The sequence below is a fragment of the Comamonas testosteroni genome (assembly GCF_014076415.1).
Taxonomy (GTDB): Bacteria; Pseudomonadota; Gammaproteobacteria; order Burkholderiales; family Burkholderiaceae_C; genus Comamonas; species Comamonas testosteroni_F.
Genome location: NZ_CP043568.1, coordinates 4,148,566 through 4,171,923, shown reverse-complemented (window position 1 = coordinate 4,171,923; position 23,358 = coordinate 4,148,566). Strand labels below are relative to the sequence as shown.

The following is a 23,358-nucleotide window of genomic DNA, read 5'->3' as shown; positions in this document are numbered from 1 at the left end:
AGGCGCAATGTGCTCTCGTTTTGCTAGTGACCCAAGTGTGAGATTTCACGTGGCCAAGAACGAAAAACTGACTGCCGTCAAAGGCATGAACGACATCCTTCCTCCCGACTCGGCGCGTTGGGAATGGTTTGAAGCCAAGGTGCGCGATCTGATGGGGCGCTTTGCCTATCGCAATATCCGCACCCCCATCGTCGAGCCCACGGCCCTGTTCGTGCGCGGCCTGGGCGAGGTGACCGATATCGTCGAGAAGGAGATGTACTCCTTTGAGGACAAGCTCAACGGCGAGCACCTGACCCTGCGCCCCGAAGGTACGGCCGGCGTCGTGCGCTCGGTCGTGGAAAACAATCTCCTCTACGAAGGCGGCAAGCGTCTGTTCTACATCGGCCAGATGTTCCGCCACGAACGTCCCCAGCGCGGCCGCTATCGCCAGTTTCATCAGGTTGGTGTGGAGGCCATGGGCTTTGCCGGTCCCGAGCTGGATGCCGAGGTGATTTTGCTGGCTGTGCAGCTGTGGAAGGAACTGGGCATCGACGGTGTGCGCCTGGAGCTCAACAGCCTGGGACAGCCCGAGGAGCGCAAAGCCCATCGCGCAGCCCTGGTTGCCTACTTCGAGCAGCATACCGATGTGATGGACGAGGAAGCCAGGCGCCGCATGTACAGCAACCCGCTGCGAGTGCTGGATACCAAGAATCCGGCCATGCAGGATATGGTCAACGCAGCTCCCAAGCTGATGGACTACCTGGGTGACGCATCCAGGGCGCATCTGAAGGCTGTGCAGGACATCCTGGATGCCAACGATGTGGCATGGAGCCTGAACCCGCGTCTGGTGCGCGGTATGGACTACTACAACCTCACGGTGTTCGAGTTCATTACCGACAAGCTGGGCTCGCAAGGCACCATCTGCGGCGGTGGTCGTTACGACTATCTGATCGAGGAAATCGGCGGCAAGCCCGCTCCGGCCGTGGGCTGGGGCATGGGTGTCGAGCGCGTGCTCGAAGTGCTCAAGGAGGTGGGGGCAGAGATTCCCCTGCCCGCAGCCGATGTCTACGCCATCATTCCAGACGCCTCGGCGCTGCCTCAGGTCTTCAAGACCGTGCAGCAGCTGCGTGCAGCCGGTGTGGCGGTTCAGATGCATGCAGCGGCCGGCGGCTCGGCCGAGGGCATGGGCTCGATGAAGTCCCAGTTCAAGAAGGCCGATGGCTCGGGTGCACGCTATGCCCTGATCTTCGGTGCTGACGAGCTGGCCCAGGGCAAGGTCACCGTGAAGTCGCTGCGCGACGGCGAAGGCCAGCAGGTGCAGCAAGCTCTGGCGGACGTGGCCCTGTGGGCCGGCAGCCTAAAATCGGCGGTTTGATTTTCCGCTCCTCGTTTTCCGACCAGCGTTCCACACAATCTAAGTAGCCATGGCAAATCATCTCGATCTTGAAGAACAAGAGCAAATTGAGCAGCTCAAGCATTTCTGGAATTCCTGGGGAACTCTGATCACCAGCGTGCTGGTCGTGGTCTTTCTCGGATTGGCCGGCTGGAATGGCTGGCAATACTGGCAAAAGCGTCAGGCGACCCAGGCTTCGGCGCTGGAGTTCGCGGTGGACCAGGCACTCACGGCCAAGGATGCAGCTCGTGCCGATCTGGCTCTCAGCGAACTCAAGGACAAGTACTCGGGTACAGCGCAGGCTGCCCAGACGGCGTTGCTGGCGGCCAAGGCTTCGGTGGATGCCGGCAAGCTCGATGACGCCAAGGCTCAGCTGAGCTGGGTGGCAGACAAGGGCGACGAAAGCTTCAAGGCCCTCGCTCGCATTCGTCTGTCTTCCGTGCTGGAGCAGCAAAAAAGCTATGACGAAGGCCTGAAGGTGCTTGAGGCGGCCATGCCCGAGTCCTATGCCGGTCTGCAGGCTGATCGCCGTGGCGATCTGTATGTCGCGCAGGGCAAGCAGGCTGAGGCGGTTGCCCAGTACCAGGCTGCCTACAAGGCACTGGACAAGGATCTGGACTACCGCCATCTGGTGGAATTCAAGCTGAATGCGCTGGGCGTGGCTCCTGAAGCCGCGACCCTGGTCAAGACAACGCCGTCGGAGAAATAATCTTGAAGACTTTTGCCCATCAAGTGAAGTCCGCTGCCCCTGCAGCGCAATCCGCAGCCCGTGTGCTGGTGCTGACTGCTGTGGCCGCGTCGCTGGCTGCCTGCTCCATGTTCGGCAGCAAGGACAAGCCCAAGCCTCTGGACCTGGGGCCCAATCCCGGCAAGATTGCGGTGCATCAGGCTTGGTCTGCCAAGCTCGGCAGCGAAGTGCCTCTGGCCATGCCTGCTCTGGTGCAGGGCAATACTGTCACCGTGGTCACCAAGGATGGCAGCGTCACGACGCTTGATGGCAATACCGGCAGCCAGCTGGGCAAGTTCAGTGCGGGCGAGCCGCTGACCACCGGCGTGGGCAGCGACGGACAGCGCACAGCGGTGGTTACACGCAGCAACCAGCTCATGGTGTTTGCCGAAGGCAAGCAGCTGTGGAAGAACAATCTGACTGCAGCAGTCTATACGCCGCCCCTGGTGGCAGGCGGGCGCGTGTTCGTGATGGCGGCTGACCGTTCTCTGGCAGCCTTCGATGCCAACACGGGTCGCGAGCTGTGGTCGGTTGAAGGCCCCAGCAATGAGCCGCTTATTTTGCGACAGCCAGGCGTTTTGCAGGCCGTTGGTAATAATCTGGTGGTAGGCGTGTCCGGACGTCTGGCCGGTGTCGATCCCGACAATGGCTCGGTGCGCTGGATGGCGCCTCTGGCCGCACCGCGCGGCACCAACGATGTGGAGCGACTGGTGGATCTGGTCGGACCCGTCAGCCGTGTGGGCAGCAGCGTCTGCGCACGCGCCTTCCAGGCCTCGGTGGGGTGCGTGGACGTGAGCGCGGCCAATGTGCGCTGGACGCAGACCTCCAAGGGCAGCGACGGCGTGGCCGGTGACGAGCAGGCTGTGTTCGGTGCCGAAAGCAATGGCACGGTACAGGCATGGAATCGCGCAGACGGTCAGCGTCTGTGGTCCATCGACAAGCTGCAGTACCGCAAGCTGGCGGCGCCTCTGGTGCTGGGCCGCTCCGTGGTGCTGGCCGATGATTTGGGGACAGTGCATATGCTCTCGCGTGAGGACGGCTCTGCACTGGCCCGTTTGGAAACTGACAAGGCAGGAGTTGCCACTTCCCCGGTTGTTGCCGCCAATACTCTGGTGGTCGTTAGCCGAAGCGGAACTGTGTATGGCTTCAAGCCGGATTGATAGGTTGTTTTTGGAATGAAGCCAGTTATTGCCCTGGTAGGGCGCCCCAATGTGGGCAAGTCGACGCTGTTCAATCGACTCACCAAGTCGAGGGATGCCATCGTCGCCGACTTTGCAGGGCTGACGCGTGACCGCCATTACGGCCAGGGCCGTCAGGGCAAGCATGAGTACATCGTCATCGATACGGGCGGTTTCGAGCCGGATGCATCGCGCGGCATCTTCAAGGAGATGGCCAAGCAGACGCAGCAAGCCGTGGCGGAAGCCGATGTCGTGATCTTCGTGCTGGATGCGCGCGCCGGTCTGTCCGGTCAGGATCACGAAATCGGCAACTACCTGCGCCGCCTGGGCAAGCCCACGTTGCTGGTGGCCAACAAGGCCGAAGGCATGAAGGACGGCGTGCACCTGTCCGAGTTCTATGAGCTGGGCCTCGGCGAGGTCATGCCTGTGTCCGCAGCCCATGGTCAGGGTGTGCGCAGCCTGGTGGATGCGGCTCTGGGTCTGCTGAATCTGCCCGAGCCTGAAGAAGAGGTCTTTGGCGAGGAAGACCAGAAGCCCGTGCGTCTGGCAGTGGCAGGTCGTCCCAACGCCGGCAAGTCCACGCTGATCAATACCTGGCTGGGTGAAGAGCGCCTGGTGGCTTTTGACATGCCCGGCACCACGCGCGATGCGATCACCGTGCCTTTCGAGCGCAATGGCCAGAAGTTCGAGCTGATCGATACAGCCGGTCTGCGCCGCAAGGGCAAGGTATTTGAAGCCATCGAGAAATTCTCGGTGGTCAAGACGCTGCAGGCCATCGAAGGTGCCAACGTCGTGCTGCTGCTGATCGATGCCACGCAAGGCGTGACCGACCAGGACGCCCATATTGCGGGCTATATCCTGGAAAGCGGCCGCTCGGTCGTGCTGGGCATCAACAAATGGGATGCCGTGGATGACTACCAGCGTCAGATGCTGGAGCGCTCCATCGAGACGCGCCTGTCCTTCCTGAAGTTTGCGCCGCTGCACTTCATCTCGGCGCAAAAGCGCCAGGGTCTCGAGCCGCTGTGGAAATCCATCATCCAGGCCCATCGTGCAGCCACCTGCAAGATGCCTACTCCTGTGCTGACCCGCATTCTGATGGAGTCGATCCAGTTCCAGACGCCCAAGAAGGTGGGAGCCTATCGTCCCAAGATGCGCTATGCCCACCAGGGAGGCATGAACCCGCCCATCATCGTGATCCATGGCAACTCGCTGGAACTGGTCACCGATGCGTACAAGCGCTTTCTGGAAGGTCGTTTCCGCAAGGAGTTCAATCTTGTCGGCACCCCGTTGCGTATCGACTTGAAAACCTCCCATAATCCTTACGCCGACAAGGATTAATAGCTGTCTGCTGGTGCCTGCGGGAAAACCCTTTTCGCTGTTTTTCCCGGGCCCTGTGGTAATGTGTCGGTTTACAACAACACTCTTCGAACACGGAGAATATCGTGAGCAATAAAGGTCAACTCCTCCAAGATCCGTTCCTGAACGCACTGCGTCGTGAACATGTGCCGGTCTCCATCTATCTGGTCAACGGCATCAAGCTGCAGGGCCAAATCGAGTCGTTCGACCAATATGTGGTGCTTCTGCGCAACACTGTGACCCAGATGGTATACAAGCACGCCATCTCCACCATCGTTCCCGGTCGTGCCGTGAACTTCTCGGCCGCTACTCCGGCTGACAACGACGCCGCTGCTGCCTAAGCTTTCTTGCGTCAACGCCCGCCGGCTAGTCCGGCGCGGCTCTTACCCTACGGGACAGGTATTTGAGTTCTGAATCCTTTGAACGTTCCGCGTCTGCGCCAGTGCTGCTGGTGGGCGTGGATTTTGGTGTTCCCCATTTCGATGACGAGCTGGAAGAGCTGGGCCTGCTGGCACAGACCGCTGGCTTGCAACCCGTGGCGCGCTTGACCTGCAAGCGCAAAGCTCCCGATCCTGCGTTGTTCGTGGGCAGTGGCAAGGCGGATGAGATCCGCATGCTGGCCCAGATGCACGGCGCCAAGGAAGTCTGGTTCGACCAGGCTCTGAGCCCGGCGCAGCAGCGCAATCTGGAGCGCCATATCCAGATGCCGGTCAACGACCGGACCATGCTGATTCTGGAAATCTTCGCCCAGCGTGCACGCAGTCATGAAGGCAAGCTGCAGGTGGAGCTGGCTCGCCTGCAATACATCAGCACGCGCCTGGTGCGCCGCTGGAGTCACCTGGAGCGTCAGGCTGGCGGTATCGGTGGCCGTGGCGGCCCCGGTGAAAAGCAGATCGAGCTTGACCGCCGCATGATTGACGATGCCATCAAGCGCACCAAGGAGCGCCTGAAAAAGGTCAAAAAGCAGCGCTCTACGCAGAGGCGCCAGCGCTCGCGTCGCGAAGTTTTCAACATTTCCCTGGTTGGCTATACCAATGCTGGCAAATCCACGCTGTTCAATGCCATGGTGAAGGCTCGCGCCTATGCCGCAGATCAGCTGTTTGCCACGCTGGATACCACCACCCGGCAGATGTATCTGGCGGAGGCCGAGGAGTCGGTTTCCCTGTCGGATACCGTCGGTTTTATTCGTGACTTGCCGCACGGTCTGGTGGATGCTTTCCAGGCCACCTTGCAGGAGGCGATTGACGCCGATCTGCTGCTGCATGTCGTGGATGCATCGAACCCCGGATTCCCCGAACAAATACAACAAGTCCAAAAAGTTCTGGGTGAAATCGGGGCCGATGATGTGCCCCAGATTCTGGTTTTCAACAAGCTGGATGCCATTGAGCCCGAGCGTCAGCCTGCCATGCTGCAGGATATGTATGAGCTCGATGGCACGCCGGTGCCGCGTGTGTTTGTCAGTGCTCGCTCGGGGCAGGGGCTGGCGCAGCTGCGGCAGATGTTGGCTGACCGGGTTTTGCAGGTACGTGAAGAGGCGGCACGCGAAGAAGTCGAGGGGCAGGACGATACGTACTGGATGTCCCCTGATGACGACGCGCAATACTAGGGGCTTGCGTTCCTATTGGGCACAATGCTTGCCATGGTCCATGTCTTTTTGAAAACACAGAGACGTCTCGCATGAATTTTTCACAACGCGTCCATCGCCTGGCGGTGCTGCCGCAACGCATTCGCGGGATGTTCAATTTGAACGATCCGCGCTGGGGTCGTGGCGATAACAACAACGAAGATGGTTCCAAGCCGGACAGCTCGGCACCCGAAGGGGAGCGTCCTCCGATGCCGCCCGCACCCGAGCAGCGACCCCGTCCTTCCTCTCCTCAGCAAGGCCAGCCGCCTGATCTGGAAGAGGTGTGGCGTGATCTCAATCGCAAGCTTTCCGGCCTGTTCGGTGGTGGCTCCGGCAACGGCCGTGGTGTGCCCCCCAGCCGCAGCGGCGGTCAGCCTGGCGAGCCTTTCAACCCTGGCAAAGGAATTTTCCTGATTGCCGGCGTGGCCGTGCTGATCTGGCTGGGTACGGGCTTTTTCATCGTGCAGGAAGGCCAGCAGGCCGTCATCACGCAGTTCGGCAAGTACAAGAGCACCGTGGGAGCGGGCTTCAACTGGCGCCTGCCTTATCCTGTTCAAAAGCATGAGCTGGTCTATGTTTCGCAGATTCGCTCTGCGGAGGTGGGGAGCGACAACATCGTGCGCAGCACGGGGCTGCGTGAATCGGCAATGCTGACCGAGGACGAGAACATCGTCGAGATCAAGTTTGCCGTGCAGTACCGCCTGAGCGATGCGCGAGCATGGCTGTTCGAGAGCCGCAGTCCTTCCGAGGCCGTGATCCAGGTGGCAGAGTCCGCTGTGCGTGAAGTCGTCGGCAAGATGAAGATGGACGCGGCTTTGGCTGAGGAGCGTGACCAGATCGCGCCGCGAGTACGCGATCTGATGCAGTCCATTCTGGATCGCTACAAGGTGGGCGTTGAGGTGGTGGGCATCAATATGCAGCAAGGCGGCGTGCGGCCGCCCGAGCAGGTGCAGGCCTCGTTTGACGATGTGCTCAAGGCTGGTCAGGAGCGTGAGCGCGCCAAGAATGAGGCCCAGGCTTATGCCAACGATGTGGTGCCTCGTGCTGCGGGTGCCGCGGCGCGTCTGGGTGAGGAGGCAGCAGCCTACAAGTCCAAGATCGTGGCCCAGGCTCAGGGTGATGCCGGACGCTTCAGTTCGCTGTATTCCGAGTACCAGAAGGCTCCTCAGGTCACACGCGACCGTCTCTACATCGATGCGATGCAGCAGGTCTACACCAGCGTGACCAAGGTTCTGGTGGAGTCGCGCCAGGGCTCCAATCTGCTGTACCTGCCTCTGGACAAGATCATGCAGAACGTGGGTGGCAGCGCCGCTGCTCCCGCTGCGTCGGGTGATGCAGCTGCAGGCGGCGCAGCTTCGGCTCCTGCCAATGTACGTGTAGTACCCAATCCCGCCGGTGACGCTCGCAGCCGCGATGCGCGCAGCCGTGACCGTGACGCACGCTAGGAGAGAATGCAGTGAATCGAATCGGATTTTTTGTCACCAGCATTCTCGTGGTGCTGGCCTTGCTGAGCTCGACCCTGTTTGTCGTGGATCAGCGTCAGTTCGGTGTGGTCTATGCGCTGGGTCAGATCAAGGAAGTGATCACCGAGCCCGGGCTTAACTTCAAGCTGCCGCCACCGCTGCAGAATGTGCGCTACATCGACAAGCGTCTGCTGACGCTCGACAGCACCGATACCGAGCCCATGCTCACGGCTGAAAAGCAGCGCGTGGTCATCGACTGGTATGTGCGCTGGCGCATCTCCGAGCCTTCGGAATACATCCGTAACGTGGGTCTGGATGAATCTGCCGGTGCCATGCAGCTCAACCGTGTGGTGCGCAATGCCTTTCAGGAAGAGATCAACCGCCGCACCGTGCGTGAGCTGCTGTCTTCCAAGCGTGAAACGCTGATGGCCGACGTCAAGCGTGAAGTGCTGGAAACCGTGCGCGGCTCCAAGCCCTGGGGTGTCGACATCGTCGATGTGCGCATCACTCGCGTGGACTATGCCGAGACCATCACCGAGTCCGTCTATCGCCGTATGGAGGCCGAACGCAAGCGCGTGGCTAACGAGTTGCGCTCCACAGGCGCGGCTGAGGGTGAAAAGATTCGCGCCGAGGCCGACCGTCAACGTGACATCACCATTGCCAATGCCTACCGCGATGCACAGAAGATCAAGGGTGAGGGCGATGCTGAAGCGGCACGGGTCTACGCAGAAGCCTTTGGCAAGGATCCGCAGTTTGCGCAGTTCTATCGCAGTCTGGATGCTTACAAGGAGAGCTTCTCCAAGAAGAGCGATGTGCTGGTGCTAGATCCTTCGCAAAGCGACTTCTTCAAGGCATATCGCAGTGGCGGCTCCGCTGGCAAATAGGCCTTGGCTTGCGCAAATTCGGATCAGGCATGGTGTTTTGCCGATAGAAATGCCTGTTGTGCATCCTTGTTTGCGCAAGTTCGGAAAGCTTTGACAACGATACAAACAATGGCCCCTTGAGGGCCATTGCCTATTGGGGGGGCAATGGACTGGTGGGAGATCCTGGGACTGGCGATCGCCATGCTGCTGGTGCTGGAGGGGCTGCTACCCCTGTTCGCGCCCGGGCTGTGGCGCCAGCTGTTTTCCCAGTTGTTGCAACTCAGGGATGGGCAGCTGCGCTTTTGCGGATTGCTCTGTATCGCAGCAGGCGCCATCATGCTGGTGCTGCTTTAAATACTGCCGATACTGGCTAGGCCTTAGCGGTCAAATTGGGCAGGGCTGGCAAAGCCGGTAGAATCGCATTTTTAACAGCCTCCCCATTTCTCCATGTCTGCTTGGGTCCTGCCGGATCACATTGCCGATGTTTTGCCCTCCGAGGCACGGCACATCGAAGAATTGCGTCGAGGATTGCTCGATACTGCGCGCAGCTATGGCTATGAGCTTGTCATGCCACCCATGCTGGAGTATCTGGAGTCCTTGCTGACGGGTACAGGCGAAGCTCTTGCCCTTCAAACCTCCAAACTGATTGACCAGCTCTCCGGTCGCACCATGGGCCTGCGTGCAGACATGACGCAGCAGGTGGCACGCATTGATGCACATTTGCTCAATCGCAAGGGCATAACCCGTCTGTGCTACTGCGGTCCTGTCGTTCATGCGCGCCCCGAGCGTCCGCGTGCCACGCGTGAGCCGCTCCAGTTCGGTGCAGAAATCTACGGCCATGAAGGCCTGGAAGCCGATCTCGAAGCCCTGCATCTGGCTCTCGACTGCCTCAAGGGAGCGGGCGTCAAGGACGTCATCGTGGATCTGGCCGATGTACGCATCGTGCGCAGCCTGCTGGCCGGCGTGATGGTGGACGTGCAGGTGCTGCGCGGCGTGCATGCGGCCCTGGCCTCCAAGGATGCAACCGAGCTGGCTCAGCTGACCCGCGATTTCCCCGAAGCCTCGCGTGAGGGCCTGATGGCGCTGCTGCAGTTGTACGGCGGGATGGAAGTGCTCGACCAGGCTGAAAAGCGGCTGGAGCGCACTGCAGGCGTGCGCAATGTGCTGTCACATTTGCGCTGGCTGGTGCAGCATCTGGATGGCGTCAAGGTCAGCTTCGACCTGGCCGATCTGCGTGGCTACTCCTACTACAGCGGCACGCGCTTTGCGATCTATGTGCCTGGCGGCAGCGATGCCCTGGTGCGCGGTGGCCGTTACGACGAAGTCGGTGCAGTGTTCGGGCGCAATCGTCCAGCTGCCGGCTTCAGTCTCGATATCAAACAACTGGTGGCTGTCGTGCCCGAGCGTCCGCTCAAGGCTGCCATTCGCGCCCCCTGGGGTGATGACGCGCAAGTGGCTGCCGCCATTGCCGCATTGCGCCAGCAGGGCGAGACGGTGGTCTGCGTGCTGCCAGGGCATGAAAGCGAAGTGGATGAGTTCCACTGCGACCGTGAGCTTGCCAATGTCGGCGGGCAATGGGTCGTGCAAGCCATTCAAGGCATTTGACTAATTCTTCGATTTATCGGATTGGAATATGAATACATCCAAAGGTCGCAATGTGGTCGTCGTCGGCACCCAGTGGGGTGATGAGGGCAAGGGCAAGCTGGTCGACTGGCTGACCGAGAGCGCCAACGGCGTCGTGCGTTTCCAGGGCGGTCACAACGCCGGTCACACACTGGTCATCAACGGCGTGAAGACGGCTCTGCACCTGATTCCCAGCGGCATCATGCGTCCCGGCGTGAAGTGCTACATCGGCAACGGTGTGGTGCTCTCCGTGGGCAAGCTGTTTGAAGAAATCGAAGGTCTGGAAAAGGCCGGCGTGCAAGTGCGTGAGCGCCTGCGCGTGTCCGAAGCCTGCCCGCTGATCCTGCCTTTCCACCAGGCTCTGGACGTGGCCCGTGAAGCGGCCCGTGAAAAGGGTGGCGTGCAGAAGATCGGTACCACCGGCAAGGGCATCGGCCCCTCCTACGAAGACAAGATCGCCCGCCGCGCGCTGCGCGTGCAGGACCTGAAGCACCCCGAGCGCTTCGCCGCCAAGCTGCGCGAGCTGCTGAGCCTGCACAACCACATTCTGGTGAATGTGCTGGGTTCCAAGAACTTCGACTTCGGTGCCGGCCTGGCTCCCTATATGAAGGAAGGCGAAGTTCAGTTCGACGCCGTGTACGAAGAAGCCATGCGTCATGCCGAGCTGCTCAAGCCCATGATTGCCGACGTGTCGCGCGAGCTCAATGCTGTGCACGCCGAAGGCGGCAACCTGCTGTTCGAAGGCGCGCAAGGCACGCTGCTGGACGTGGATCACGGCACCTATCCCTATGTCACATCGTCCAACTGCGTGGCTGGCAATGCCGCCGCAGGCGCTGGCGTGGGCCCGGGTCTGCTGCACTACATCCTGGGCATCACCAAGGCTTACTGCACCCGTGTGGGCGGTGGTCCCTTCCCTACCGAGCTGGAATGGGAAAAGGAAGGCACTCCCGGCTGGGTCATGTCCACCGTGGGCGCTGAGAAGGGCGTGACCACCGGCCGCTCGCGCCGCTGCGGCTGGTTCGATGCTGCGCTGCTCAAGCGTTCGGCCCAGATCAACGGTCTGTCCGGTCTGTGCATCACCAAGCTGGACGTGCTGGACGGCATCGAAGAACTGCAACTGTGCGTGGGCTACGAGCTGGACGGCGAGAAGATCGACCTGCTGCCTCTGGGTGCGGACGATATCGAGCGCTGCAAGCCCATCTACGAATCCATCCCCGGCTGGACAGACTCCACCGTGGGTGTGACCGAGTACGACAAGCTGCCCGTGAATGCTCGCCGTTATCTGGACCGTATCGCCGAAGTGACCGGTGTGCCCATTGCGATGGTATCCACCAGCCCCGACCGCGACCACACCATCCTGATGCACAACCCGTACAGCGCCGCCTGATCGGGCCGGGTTTTACTGAACTTTCAAAGGAACTGTGCCCATGCTGACAGAAGACGGTAAGCACCTGTATGTGAGCTACGACGAGTACCACGGTCTCATCGAAAAGCTCGCCATCAAGATCCACCAGTCCGGCTGGGAATTCGACACCATCCTGTGCCTGGCACGCGGTGGTCTGCGTCCCGGCGACATCCTGAGCCGCATTTTCGACAAGCCTCTGGCCATCATGTCCACCAGCTCCTACCGCGCCGAAGCCGGCACGGTGCAGGGCCATCTGGACATCGGCCGCTTCATCGCCACGCCCAAGGGCGATATTTCCGGCCGCGTGCTGCTGGTGGACGATCTGGCTGATTCGGGCGCCACGCTCAAGGCCGTGATCGCCATGCTCAAGACCAACTACGCACCGATCACCGAGCTGCGCAGTGCCGTGATCTGGACCAAGGGCGTGTCGACCTTCGAGCCTGACTATTCGGTGGACTTCCTGGCCACCAACCCCTGGATTCACCAGCCTTTCGAAGGCTATGACACGCTGAATCCTGAAAAGCTTGCGGAGAAGTGGAAGGTCTGAGGACCCGTCACCGACGTTGGCAAAGGAGCCCTTTTGGGGCTCCTTTTTTTATAGAGCAATGATGTTCATCAATAAATGAGCGCCATGTGCCTTTATTCCAACGGTTTCAAGCTTTTTTAAAGCTGTACTGTAATAAAAGCAGGCGCTAGCTGCTCCTGTTTTTGAATTGTTGTCATGATGCGGCCTGTGCCGATCAGGCAAGGTTGCGCGGCATTTCAACAAGCTTTGTAAACCAGAAGGCTTGTGTTGGCAGTGGCTGCATTGACGCAGCTACACTGCATGGATTCTGAGAAGGTGGTGGTTGTGGGACGTCTTTCTATTGGGCGCACTGGCGCTGCTGTGGCATTGGTCGTGGGCGTGGGCGCTGCGGCATGGTTGGGGGCTTCGGCCTTGCCAGGTTTCAAGTCTGCGAAGGCAGCCGCACCAGCGGTCGCGGCAGTGCCTGCAGTCACGCCCGCTGCTGCTGTACCGGCCGCTGGTGCAGCGCCTCAGCCCCCAGCCGCTGTCAAGCCCGCGCAGGCTGCGCGTGCCGTGCAAGGCCCTACGCCCATCTTTGTGCTCAACTCCCTGGATGCATCCATCAGCGTGATCGATCCGCAGACCTGGAAGGAGCAGTCGCGCATTCCCACGGGCAAGGAGCCTCATCACCTGTATCTGACGCCAGATGAGAAGTCGCTGGTGGTGGCCAATGCACTGGGCGATTCGCTGACTCTGGTGGATCCGCGCACGGGAGCTGTGCAGCGTGTGATCCGCGATATCGTGGACCCATACCACCTGCGCTTTTCACCGGATATGAAGTGGTTTGTCACGGCTGCCAACCGCCTCAATCACATCGATTTTTACCGCTGGGATGCGGCCACGCAGACGCCGACGCTGGTCAAGCGCGTCTCCACCGGCAAGACGCCCAGCCATTTGTTCATCGACGCGCAGAGCAAGACTTTGTACTCCACCATGCAGGACAGCGACGCCTTGGTGGCCATCGATATCGCCACCCAGACCATCAAGGCTCGTGTGCCCACCGGCCCCATGCCTGCGGACGTCTATGGCAGCCCTGACGGCAAGAAGCTGTTTGTCGGCCTGACGGGCGGCGATGGTGTCGAAGTGTTCGACATCACCGGCCCCGAGCCACGCAGCCTGGGTCAGATCAAGACGGCAGCCGGCGCCCATGCCTTTCGCGCCGCCGGTGATGAACGCCATCTTTACGTGAGCAATCGCGTGGCCAATACCATCAGCAAGATCGATATGGTCAGCAGCCAGGTCGTTGCCAATTACCCGGCGCCTGGTGGCCCCGACTGCATGGATGTCTCGGCCGACGGCCGCTACATCTTCGTGGCCTCGCGCTGGGCACGCAAGCTGTCGGTGATCGACACGGTGGAGAAGAAGGTGGTCAATCAGGTCAATGTGGGCAAGTCGCCTCACGGTGTCTGGACGCTGTCCCACGCTGCGCGCTAAGGTGCTTGTCCCTGCTGCATCGAAACGGCAGGGATGGCTTGGTCTCCGTGTTGACCACCTCAAGGAGGGTGGATGCAAAGACGTTGTTTCATGCTCGGATCGCTGGTTGGCGGCCTGTCTGCCGTTCCAGCCTTTGCTGCCGAAGCTGCAAAGAATATGGCTTCAGGCGCTTGCTCCAAGGCGCTCTACCTGACCTTCGACACCGGGCATATGGGCATAGCCCAGTTGATCGCCCAGGTTCTGCAAAAGTACAAGGTACCCGTCACATTCTTTGCGGCCAATGAGGCCACGAAGGAGGGGGGCAGCAGTCTGGGTGATTTCTGGGCTCCCTGGTGGAAGGCGCGTGCCGACGAAGGTCACCAGCTCGCATCCCATACCTTCGACCATATGTACTGGCTGGCCGATATTCGCGACAAGACCACGGGCCAGGTCACACATTTCAAGGTCAAGCCCTCGGCCGGGCCCAGAGCCGGTCAGAGCTATGTGGTATCTGCCGATGAATACCGCCAGGAGATTGCCCGTTCCGCCCAGCGGCTGACCCAGATCACGGGCCGCAAGACCTTGCCGCTGTATCGTGCGCCCGGCGGCAAGACATCGCCCGCGCTGATTGCTGCAGCGCAGCAGGGCGGCTTTCAGCATGTGGGCTGGGCGCCGGCAGGCTTTCTGGGCGATGAGCTGCCCAGCGACAAATATCCGAATGAACGCTTGCTGGCCCAGGCACTCAAAAATATAGGCAGCGGCGATATCTTGCTGGCCCACCTCGGCATCTGGTCACGCCAGGACCCCTGGGCTCCGGCGGTGCTGGAGCCACTGATCGTCGGTCTGCTGGATAAGGGCTTTTGCTTTCGTACGCTGGCCGAGCATCCGGCGTATCAGGGCTGGATTGCGCAGCACCGCTGAGTGCTGCAAGAGGAGTGAGTTGTGGATTGGTTGGTTCAGATGTTTGGAGAGGCGCAGCAACGCTTGTTTGAAGGCGTGGTTCAGCCGTTTCTGTTCCATTTCGGCATGGCGAACCTGCTTGAAGATGGCTACACGGCCACAGGCTGGCTGCTGGTGGGCTTGCTGCAGATAGCGGTCATGGTCGCGGTGATTGTGCCGCTGCAGCGCTGGAGGCCGGTCGAGCCCGTGGTGGACCGCCAGGCGATTCGCGTGGACATCCTCTACACGCTGATTCACCGGCTGGGATTTTTCCGGCTGGCATTGTTCTTCACGATCGATCCCTTGTGGGATGCCCTCATGGGCAGGCTTCATGTCTTGGGCATGCCTGGCTTTCATCTGGACGATATCTGGCCGGGCGTGACGGACAATGCCTGGGTCAGCCTGTTGATGTATCTGGTTGTCTTCGATCTGGTCGAGTACTGGATTCATCGAGGTCAGCACGGCCTTGCCTGGTGGTGGAAGCTGCATGCCGTGCACCACTCGCAGCGTCAGATGACGGTGTGGAGCGACAACCGCAATCACCTGCTCGACGACGTGATCCATGACGCCATCATCGTGCTGGTGGCACAGCTGATTGGCGTGGCTCCGGGGCAGTTCGTGGCCATCGTGGCCCTGACCCAGCTCAGCGAGAGCTTTCAGCATGCCAATGTGCGTATCTGGTTTGGCCAGCTGGGCGAACGCCTGTGGATCAGTCCGCGCTTTCACCGCCGCCACCACGCCATCGGTATTGGCCACGAACCCATGGCGCCCGTACGCAACAAGAAGGTGCATGGCAACAACTTCGGCGTATTGCTGCCCTGGTGGGACATATTGTTTGGCACGGCCAACTTTGATCTGCGCTATGACCCCACTGGCATTCGCGACCAGGTGCAAGCGAATGCAAAAGGACAGTTGCGCGACTATGGCCGCGGCTTCTGGGCGCAGCAGTGGCTGGCTGTCCTGCGATTGATGGGTCGCGCATAAGTCAATCCTTGAGTATGCTTGCCAGCATGAGCTTGCTACTCGACTCTTTTTGGCGTGCCCTGGCGTATTGCCTGCATAAGCGGGTCATTGTCTGGTCACTCTTGCCGCTGCTGGCCATGGCCTTGATGGCCTGGCTTTTGGGTTACTTCTTCTGGGCCGATGCGGTCCTCAAGGTGCAAAGTCTGCTGGACGGGGTGGGATGGCTGCATTCCCTGTGGCTATGGCTGCAGGGGCAGGGCCTTGGTTATGCCTCGGAGGTGGTGGCTTCCATTTTTGTCGTGTTGGGAGCAATGCCGGTACTCGTGGTGCTGGTTTTGTTGCTGGTGGGTCTGTTCATGGCGCCTGTGCTGACGCAGCTGGTGGCCGAGAAACGCTTTGCCGGGCTGGAGAAAAAACATGGCGGCTCTACCGTCGCCAGCCTGATCTGGTCGGGTGGCTCCACGCTGATTGCGCTGCTGGCCTTGTTTGTCACTCTGCCGCTCTGGGTGTTCCCGCCGCTGATGCTGGTGGTGGCACCTTTGATCTGGGGGTGGCTCACTTACCGGGTGATGGCATTTGACGCCTTGTCCGAGCATGCCAGCAAGAACGAGCGCCGGGCCCTTTTTGCCCGTCACCGCATGTCGCTCATCCTGATGGGGGTGATCTGCGGCTATCTGGGCGCAGCACCCGGTGTGGTCTGGATTTCCGGGCTGCTGTTCCTGGCCGCTTTCTGGATTCTGGTTCCGATTGCGATCTGGATTTATGCGCTGGTGTTTGCCTTCTCTGCACTGTGGTTTGCTCACTTCTGCCTGGCTGCGCTGGAGCAGATGAGGGCGCAGACCATGCCGAATGCTGCGGACCCGCAGGTCCCGTTTGCACCTGGTGCAGATGATTCGGATGCTGCAGCTTCGGTGGCTCGCTGAGCAGCATCTGCTGCAGGTTGAATCAGGTGTCATGCACCAAAAACAATCTTATTTCAGAAATGCACCATCTTGGTGCAAATATGTTCACCAAGTTGGTGCAGCTGTGAGACGTGCTCTGGCAGTGAGACAATGCGCGTCTGTTTGGTGCAGTTTGCAGATACAGCTCTGTTAAGTGCTTATGTCTTGTGCCGAATATCTTTACACCAAGGCTCGGTTTCGGTGCGCAGATGTTGTTGTGAGGCACTGAGGTCGAGTTGGCACGCAAACTGCTAGATACTATTCATTCTTTATTTGATCAGCCAAAGTTGGCAGGAGAGATCTAATGGCGAAGACCGTTGCAGACGTGATGCAGATGGTGCAGGATAACGAGGTCAAGTTCGTGGACCTGCGCTTTACCGATACCCGCGGCAAGGAACAGCATGTGACCGTGCCCGTGTCGCACTTCGACGAGGACAAGTTCACCTCGGGCCATGCTTTCGACGGTTCTTCCGTTGCCGGCTGGAAAGGTATCGAAGCCTCGGACATGCAGCTGGTTCCCGATCCCAACACTGCCAATATCGATCCCTTCTTCGAAGAAACCACACTGATTCTGCAGTGCGATGTGATCGAACCCGGTGACGGCAAGGCCTACGACCGCGATCCCCGCTCCATCGCCAAGCGTGCCGAAGCCTACCTGAAGGCTTCCGGCCTGGGCGATACAGCTTACTTCGGTCCCGAACCCGAATTCTTCATCTTCGACGGCGTGCGCTGGGGCACCGAGCCTCACAACCCCTTCTTCGAAATCGAAGAATACGAGGCTCCCTGGAACACCGGCACCAAGTTCGAAACCGGTAACCGTGGTCACCGTCCTCGCGTCAAGGGTGGCTACTTCCCCGTTCCTCCAGTCGACAGCACCCAGGACATGCGTGCAGAGATGTCGCTGCTGCTGGAAGCGGTCGGCATTCCTGTCGAAGTGTTCCACCACGAAGTGGCTGGCGCCGGTCAGAACGAAATCGGCACACGCTTTTCGACTCTGGTCGAGCGTGCCGACTGGACGCAGCTGCAGAAGTACATCATCTGGAACGTGGCCAACACCTACGGCAAGACGGCAACCTTCATGCCCAAGCCCTACGCTGGCGATAACGGCTCCGGCATGCACGTGCACCAGTCCGTGTGGAAGGATGGCAAGAACCTGTTCGCCGGCGACGGCTATGCCGGTCTGTCCGACTTCGCCCTGTACTACATCGGCGGCATCATCAAGCACGCTCGTGCGCTGAACGCCATCACCAACCCCGGCACCAACAGCTACAAGCGTCTGGTTCCCGGCTTCGAAGCGCCCGTGAAGCTGGCTTACTCGGCCAAGAACCGCTCGGCCTCCATCCGTATTCCTTACGTCAGCAACCCCAAGGCACGTCGCGTGGAAGCTCGCTTCCCCGATCCTCTGATGAACCCCTACCTGGGTTTCGCAGCTCTGCTGATGGCCGGCCTGGACGGCGTGGAAAACAAGATCCATCCCGGCGAAGCCGCGACCAAGGATCTCTACCACCTGCCTCCCGAGGAAGACAAGCTGGTGCCTACCGTCTGCCACAGCCTGGATCAGGCTCTGGAAGCCCTGGACGCCGACCGTGCGTTCCTGACCAAGGGTGGCGTGTTCTCCGACAGCATGCTGGACGCCTACATCGAACTGAAGATGGGCGAAGTGACTCGCTATCGCCAGTCGGTGCACCCTGTCGAATACGATATGTACTTCTCGCTGTAAAGCAGAGGTCAAAAAAGGCGGCGCAAGCCGCCTTTTTTATTGCACACCCGCTGCTGCGGGGGCAGCAGCAAAGGAACCAAACGGGTTGGTGGCGGTCAAGTAGTCAATAAAAGCCGCAGGCTTGGAGCGATACTCAGGGTGTTGCGGACTTGCGGCCGCAGTCTGCCTGAGAGGACCGAATGAAGAAGTTTTATGTGTTGTCGCTGCTGTGTCTTGCATCCGGGCTGGTTTCTGCCCAGGATGTGATCTACCGCTGCGGCAATGAGTACACCAACAATGTTTCGCAGGCCAAGGCCAAGGGATGCAAGCCTGTCGATGGCAGTGGCGTGACGGTGATTCACGGCACCAGGCCCTCGGGTGGCAACGCCGCTGCGGCTGCGGCCAAGCCCAAGCCGGCAAGTAGCGCTGCATCGAGCGCGCCGGCGCCGGCCCGCAGCGACAGTGCCGCGCAGAAAGCGCGTGACTCCGATGCACGAGCCATCCTGCAAGGCGAGCTGAACAAGGCCCAGGCCAGACTGGCCGAGTTGAAGGCCGAGTACAACGATGGCAACCCCGTGCGTACGGCGCTGGAGTTGCGCAATCCTCAGGGCTACCCGGAGCGGGTGGCCAAGCTGAAGGCCGATATCACTCGCCAGGAAAGTGATATCGCAGGCATCAGGCGAGAGCTGGACCGGCTGCCTGCGGTCAATTAATCCGGCCCCTGGGGCTGGTCATTTTTGGTCTATCGAATGAGTTCCACTGCAGCCCCGCTCCCCGATATCTCCAGGCCTGATCCAGATCAGGCCAACGGTCACGGCTACCAGTCGCTGGACTGGCTTTGCACCCTGATTGCCGTGCTTGACGAGTACGGCATGGTGCGCTTTGTCAATGCGGCGCTGGAAAACGCCCTGGGCCAGTCGCGCCGCATCATGGTGGGCAGTGATTTCGCCACCTGCTTTGCCGAGCCTGCCTTGCTGGACAAGGCGCTCAGCGGCGCCCGTTCCAACGACTTTGCTGCGCTGCGCTTTGAGGCCAGCCTGCTGCGTCTGGGGCAGGAACCTTTGCCGATTCACGCGGCCGTTTCGCTGGCCGAGAAGGCCGGCCATGTCATGGTGGAGATGTGGCCGCTGGAACAGCAGGCCCGTCAGGATCGCGAGGAGCGCATCCGAGAGCAGGCGCTGGCGAACAAGGAGTTGATTCGCAATCTGGCGCACGAGATCAAGAATCCGCTGGGCGGCATTCGCGGGGCAGCCCAGCTGCTGCAGATGGATCTGGTCACGCCCGAGCTGCTGGAATACACCACGGTCATCATTCACGAGGCCGATCGCCTGCAGGCGCTGGTGGACAGATTGCTGGCCCCGCATCGCCATCCGCATGAGGTGGGCGATGTCAATATTCACGAGGTCTGCGAGCGCGTGCGTTCGCTGGTGCTGGTCGAGCACCCTCAGGGGCTCAAGATCACGCGTGACTATGACATCTCCATTCCCGAGTTCAGAGGTGATAGCGCACAGCTTATACAGGCCCTGCTCAATATCGTTCAGAACGCGGCCCAGGCGCTGGGGCGGCGCATTGCAGAGGGCGATGCCGAGATCATTCTGAGGACGCGTGTGGCCAGACAGGTCACTCTGGGGCGCGAGCGCTACAGATTGGCACTGGAATTGCATGTAATCGACAACGGGTCAGGCGTGCCAGATGCCATCAAGGAAAGGATTTTCTATCCTTTGGTTTCAGGCAGAGACGGCGGATCCGGCCTGGGGCTGACGCTGGCTCAGACCTTTGTGCAGCGTCACCATGGCCTGATCGAATGCGAGAGCCAGCCGGGGAGGACGGATTTCCGAATCCTGATACCGCTGCCATAAAGCCTGACATTATCAATATGCAGAAGAAGGGAAGGATGTTGCACGAATGAAGCCAATCTGGATTGTGGACGACGACCCTTCCATCCGCTTTGTGCTTGAAAAAGCATTGGGGCGTGAAGGCTGGCCCATTCGCAGCTTTACCCAGCCGCGCGATGTGCTCAAGGCCCTGGCTGATGTGGACAACAGCGATCCCGAGCGCCAGGCTCCTCAGGTGCTGGTCAGCGATATACGCATGCCTGGCGGCTCGGGCCTTGAGTTGCTGGAGCAGGTCAGGGCGCAGCAGCCCGGACTGCCCATGATCATCATGACGGCCTATTCCGATCTGGACAGCGCAGTCTCTGCATTCCAGCGCGGGGCCTTCGAGTATCTGCCCAAGCCATTTGATGTACCCAAGGCTGTGGAGCTGATCCGGCGTGCCGTGGAGGAAAGTCAGCGCGAGGAGGTGGCCGATGTGCAGGCTCCGGTGCAGGCGGAAATGTTGGGGCAGGCACCTGCCATGCAGGACGTGTTTCGCGCCATCGGCAGACTGAGTCAGAGTCATGTCACGGTGCTGATAACCGGGGAGTCCGGCGCCGGCAAGGAGCTGGTGGCACGAGCGCTGCACAAGCATTCTCCGGTTGCTGGTGGACCGTTCGTAGCCATCAATACCGCTGCCATTCCGAAAGACCTGCTGGAGTCCGAACTGTTCGGTCACGAGCGCGGTGCTTTTACCGGCGCGCAGACCCAGCGCAGGGGGCGTTTCGAGCAGGCCGAAGGCGGTACGCTGTTTCTCGATGAAATCGGCGACATGCCGTTCGAGCTGCAGACGCGTCTGCTGCGGGTGCTCTCCGACGGTCATTTCTACCGGGTTGGCGGACATCAGGCTGTCAAGGCCCATGTGCGTGTGATCGCGGCGACGCACCAGGATCTGGAGCTGCGCGTCAAGGACGGCGCTTTCCGCGAGGACTTGTTCCACCGTCTGAATGTGATTCGCCTGCGCCTGCCTGCGTTGCGCGAGCGCAAGGAAGACGTCCCCATGCTGACCCAGCATTTCCTGCAGCAAAGCGCGCGTCAGCTGGGGGTGGAGCCCAAACGCATGAGCACGGCCGCCATGAGCCGCCTGCAGGCCTTCAACTTCCCCGGCAATGTGCGCCAGCTGGAAAACATCTGTCACTGGTTGACCGTCATGGCTCCGGCCCAGCAGATTGCACTCAAGGACTTGCCGCCCGAAGTGCTGGGCAGCTCTGCATCCATGAACACGGCAGTCTTTGCCGGTGCATTGAGCAGTGGTGTGGGCCTGGATCACTCCAAGGCAAACCTGCCTGAGGCGGCAGCCATGTCCGTGCCAGGCACTGCGGCAACGCCTTTGAACGAAGCTCCGGCATTGACCGAGGGCTGGCTGGAAGGGTTGGGCAAGCAGGCCGAGGAGCTGCTGTCGCAAGGCCACCACGATGTATGGGATCAGCTGTCCCATCAGTTCGAAGCACAGTTGCTGCGAACAGCTCTGGCCGCCACGCATGGTCGCAGAGTGGAGGCCGCCAGCCGGCTGGGGATTGGCCGCAACACCATCACCCGAAAGCTGCAGGAACTGGGGTTGGAGAACGAGAACTTTGATTGAATCGGTGAAGTGATTACTTGCTCTCTGGGTGAGTTTCATTAGTCCTACATGGTGCAATCACGGTTGACGACATGAGGCAGATGGCGCAGGGATAACAATCAACAGGCCTTTTGTTGATTGGACTGTTTGCGTTGTCTGCCTTGCCTTTATCCATCACTTTCCCGCCTGCACCGGGGTCTTTCCCGCGGGATGCGAACACCTTGTCGCCATTGCTGCAGATGCCGGAGGCCGAGGAGGCCTTCTGGCACGAGCGCTATATGTGCGAGCCTTACTTTGTCCCGGGGCGTAGCTTTGATCAGTATTACCCCGCCTATCTGCTGGGCTGGCAGGCCGGCAGATATCGGGTTCGGCAGACGGCTTCGGGGAGGAGCAGGAGTTTCGAATCCCTGGAGGCCGAACTACGCCAGCATTGGTCGCTGCATTGCGGGGGCAGTCTGCTGGACTGGTCTCAGGTCAGAGCAGCCGTCAAGGCAGCCTGGCGCCGCGCGATTGTTCCACCCGTGTCCAAGCCTTGCGCGGAGGTCGTACTGGGTCAGAGGGCGAAGAACAGTCTTGCTCTGGCGTTACAGGCAGGACTGCGTTTTGCGCAAAGCTCCAGGCTGTTCTTGACGACTGCGGACTCCAGCATGGCTGTCGATGCCCTGCGTCGTTTCTCCCGGGATTCACACAAGCTGGTTTCCGAGCTGGAGGAGCTTCTTGATGGTGTTCCGGTGGCCCCGCTATCCCTGGCCCTGAATGAGGGCGGTCTGCTGGAGCGAGTGCGCAAGACATGGCTTGACTACCTGGGAGAGACGGTGGCCGAAACCTGGATGGATGTGCTGCGGCGCTTGCAGACCTGGCTGGAGCACACGGAGCACGCTGTTCAGCTGGATTTGCCGGTCAAAGTCGCCAAGCTGCTCAAACGCCATGTGATGTTGTTGCGCGGCCAGTTGCAGGCCTTGCAGTGGCTGAGCCATGGCGCCGTCTGATCCGCCGCGCCTCAGTCCAGTGTGACAATCACGGGGGCGTGGTCGCTGGGCTGTTTGTTCTTTCGCGGAATACGATCCACGCTGCAGGCGCTGACCTTGCTCTTGAGAGCCTCGCTGACCAGAATATGGTCGATGCGCAGGCCGCGATTCTTCTGAAAGCCCAGCATGCGGTAATCCCACCAGGAGTAGCTTTTCTCCGGTTGCTCGAACATGCGGAAGGCATCGCTCAAGCCCAGCTGCAGCAGACGCTGGAAATGGTCGCGCTCTTCCACCGTGTGGTGGATCGTGTCCTTGAGGCCGACGGGGTCATAGGAGTCTCGATCTTCAGGTGCCACATTGAAGTCACCCACCAGCACCAGGCGCGGATGCAGCGCCATCTGGTTCTGGATCCAATCGTGCAACGCCTGCAGCCAGCGCATCTTGTAGGCAAATTTTTCCGAGCCAGGTTCCTGGCCGTTGACGAAGTAGCCGTTGATCAGACGAATTTCGCCGTTTGGCGAGTCTATGGTCGTGGCAATGATACGGGCCTGTTCGTCGTCAAGCCCGGGGATGTTGCGCACCACATCGCGCCCCGTGTCGCGAGTGATCCAGGCCACGCCGTTATAGGTCTTCTGGCCGTGGCTGACGGCCTTGTAGCCAGCTTCCTCGAACGCCATGTGCGGGAACTTGTCGTCGGTGAGCTTGAGTTCCTGCAGTCCCAGTGCATCGACGGGGTTGGCGGCAAGCCAGTCCAGCACCTGCGGCAGCCGTACGGACAAGGAGTTCACATTCCAGGTGGCAATTTTCATCTTCTTCAACTTTCC

General features: G+C 60.3%; 22 protein-coding genes. 21 read left to right on the top strand and 1 reads right to left on the bottom strand.

Annotated features, from left to right (window positions below; all coding sequences use genetic code 11):
* Window positions 1-85 precede the first annotated feature (85 nt).
* The 21 genes from hisS (at window position 86) to F0P97_RS19115 (ending at window position 22,555) form a co-directional block, all read left to right on the top strand.
* Entirely contained in the window at window positions 86-1,354 is a 1,269-nt protein-coding gene (hisS, locus tag F0P97_RS19215; protein WP_232538269.1) for a histidine--tRNA ligase, read from the top strand.
* Window positions 1,355-1,403: 49 nt separating this feature from the next.
* Window positions 1,404-2,081, top strand: a complete 678-nt coding sequence (locus F0P97_RS19210) for a YfgM family protein (RefSeq protein ID WP_182283540.1) — start codon at window positions 1,404-1,406, stop codon at window positions 2,079-2,081.
* Window positions 2,082-2,083: 2 nt separating this feature from the next.
* Window positions 2,084-3,259, top strand: a complete 1,176-nt coding sequence (gene bamB, locus F0P97_RS19205) for an outer membrane protein assembly factor BamB (protein WP_182283539.1) — start codon at window positions 2,084-2,086, stop codon at window positions 3,257-3,259.
* 15 nt (window positions 3,260-3,274) lie between these two features.
* Window positions 3,275-4,615: a ribosome biogenesis GTPase Der gene (der, locus tag F0P97_RS19200; protein WP_182283538.1), complete on the top strand. Its 1,341-nt coding sequence runs from the start codon at window positions 3,275-3,277 to the stop codon at window positions 4,613-4,615.
* Window positions 4,616-4,719: 104 nt separating this feature from the next.
* Window positions 4,720-4,974: an RNA chaperone Hfq gene (hfq, locus tag F0P97_RS19195; RefSeq protein ID WP_012839170.1), complete on the top strand. Its 255-nt coding sequence runs from the start codon at window positions 4,720-4,722 to the stop codon at window positions 4,972-4,974.
* A gap of 101 nt (window positions 4,975-5,075) precedes the next feature.
* Window positions 5,076-6,239 carry a GTPase HflX gene (gene hflX / locus F0P97_RS19190; RefSeq protein ID WP_182287255.1) on the top strand — a complete coding sequence of 388 codons (1,164 nt, stop codon included), beginning with the start codon at window positions 5,076-5,078 and terminating at the stop codon, window positions 6,237-6,239.
* A 71-nt stretch (window positions 6,240-6,310) separates the two neighbouring features.
* A complete protein-coding gene (gene hflK / locus F0P97_RS19185; protein WP_182283537.1) occupies window positions 6,311-7,702 on the top strand; it encodes an FtsH protease activity modulator HflK in 1,392 nt (463 codons plus the stop codon).
* Window positions 7,703-7,713: 11 nt separating this feature from the next.
* The gene (gene hflC / locus F0P97_RS19180; RefSeq protein ID WP_003063801.1) at window positions 7,714-8,604 is read left to right on the top strand and encodes a protease modulator HflC; all 891 of its coding nucleotides are present in this window, start codon (window positions 7,714-7,716) and stop codon (window positions 8,602-8,604) included.
* Between the two features lie 144 nt (window positions 8,605-8,748).
* Window positions 8,749-8,937 (top strand): DUF2065 family protein, encoded by a 189-nt coding sequence (locus tag F0P97_RS19175; RefSeq protein WP_012839168.1) that lies wholly within the window; start codon window positions 8,749-8,751, stop codon window positions 8,935-8,937.
* 93 nt (window positions 8,938-9,030) lie between these two features.
* Window positions 9,031-10,188 (top strand): ATP phosphoribosyltransferase regulatory subunit, encoded by a 1,158-nt coding sequence (locus tag F0P97_RS19170; RefSeq protein ID WP_182283536.1) that lies wholly within the window; start codon window positions 9,031-9,033, stop codon window positions 10,186-10,188.
* A gap of 28 nt (window positions 10,189-10,216) precedes the next feature.
* Window positions 10,217-11,593 (top strand): adenylosuccinate synthase, encoded by a 1,377-nt coding sequence (locus F0P97_RS19165; RefSeq protein WP_182283535.1) that lies wholly within the window; start codon window positions 10,217-10,219, stop codon window positions 11,591-11,593.
* 40 nt (window positions 11,594-11,633) lie between these two features.
* Window positions 11,634-12,158: a phosphoribosyltransferase gene (locus tag F0P97_RS19160; RefSeq protein ID WP_003063794.1), complete on the top strand. Its 525-nt coding sequence runs from the start codon at window positions 11,634-11,636 to the stop codon at window positions 12,156-12,158.
* 279 nt (window positions 12,159-12,437) lie between these two features.
* On the top strand, window positions 12,438-13,610 hold the full coding sequence (locus tag F0P97_RS19155) for a YncE family protein (protein ID WP_182283534.1): 1,173 nt from the start codon (window positions 12,438-12,440) through the stop codon (window positions 13,608-13,610).
* Window positions 13,611-13,682: 72 nt separating this feature from the next.
* Window positions 13,683-14,510: a polysaccharide deacetylase family protein gene (locus F0P97_RS19150; protein WP_182283533.1), complete on the top strand. Its 828-nt coding sequence runs from the start codon at window positions 13,683-13,685 to the stop codon at window positions 14,508-14,510.
* Between the two features lie 21 nt (window positions 14,511-14,531).
* Window positions 14,532-15,512: a sterol desaturase family protein gene (locus tag F0P97_RS19145; RefSeq protein WP_182283532.1), complete on the top strand. Its 981-nt coding sequence runs from the start codon at window positions 14,532-14,534 to the stop codon at window positions 15,510-15,512.
* A gap of 14 nt (window positions 15,513-15,526) precedes the next feature.
* Window positions 15,527-16,414, top strand: a complete 888-nt coding sequence (locus F0P97_RS19140; protein WP_182287254.1) for an EI24 domain-containing protein — start codon at window positions 15,527-15,529, stop codon at window positions 16,412-16,414.
* 322 nt (window positions 16,415-16,736) lie between these two features.
* Entirely contained in the window at window positions 16,737-18,152 is a 1,416-nt protein-coding gene (gene glnA / locus F0P97_RS19135) for a type I glutamate--ammonia ligase (RefSeq protein ID WP_003077519.1), read from the top strand.
* Window positions 18,153-18,331: 179 nt separating this feature from the next.
* Window positions 18,332-18,844 (top strand): hypothetical protein, encoded by a 513-nt coding sequence (locus tag F0P97_RS19130; RefSeq protein WP_182283531.1) that lies wholly within the window; start codon window positions 18,332-18,334, stop codon window positions 18,842-18,844.
* Between the two features lie 36 nt (window positions 18,845-18,880).
* On the top strand, window positions 18,881-19,990 hold the full coding sequence (glnL, locus tag F0P97_RS19125) for a nitrogen regulation protein NR(II) (protein ID WP_182283530.1): 1,110 nt from the start codon (window positions 18,881-18,883) through the stop codon (window positions 19,988-19,990).
* A 46-nt stretch (window positions 19,991-20,036) separates the two neighbouring features.
* The gene (ntrC, locus tag F0P97_RS19120; RefSeq protein ID WP_182283529.1) at window positions 20,037-21,587 is read left to right on the top strand and encodes a nitrogen regulation protein NR(I); all 1,551 of its coding nucleotides are present in this window, start codon (window positions 20,037-20,039) and stop codon (window positions 21,585-21,587) included.
* Window positions 21,588-21,787: 200 nt separating this feature from the next.
* Window positions 21,788-22,555 carry a hypothetical protein gene (locus tag F0P97_RS19115; protein WP_232537991.1) on the top strand — a complete coding sequence of 256 codons (768 nt, stop codon included), beginning with the start codon at window positions 21,788-21,790 and terminating at the stop codon, window positions 22,553-22,555.
* 11 nt (window positions 22,556-22,566) lie between these two features.
* Here F0P97_RS19115 and xth read toward each other — a convergent pair whose 3' ends face one another.
* Entirely contained in the window at window positions 22,567-23,343 is a 777-nt protein-coding gene (gene xth / locus F0P97_RS19110; protein ID WP_182283528.1) for an exodeoxyribonuclease III, read from the bottom strand.
* Window positions 23,344-23,358: the final 15 nt, after the last annotated feature.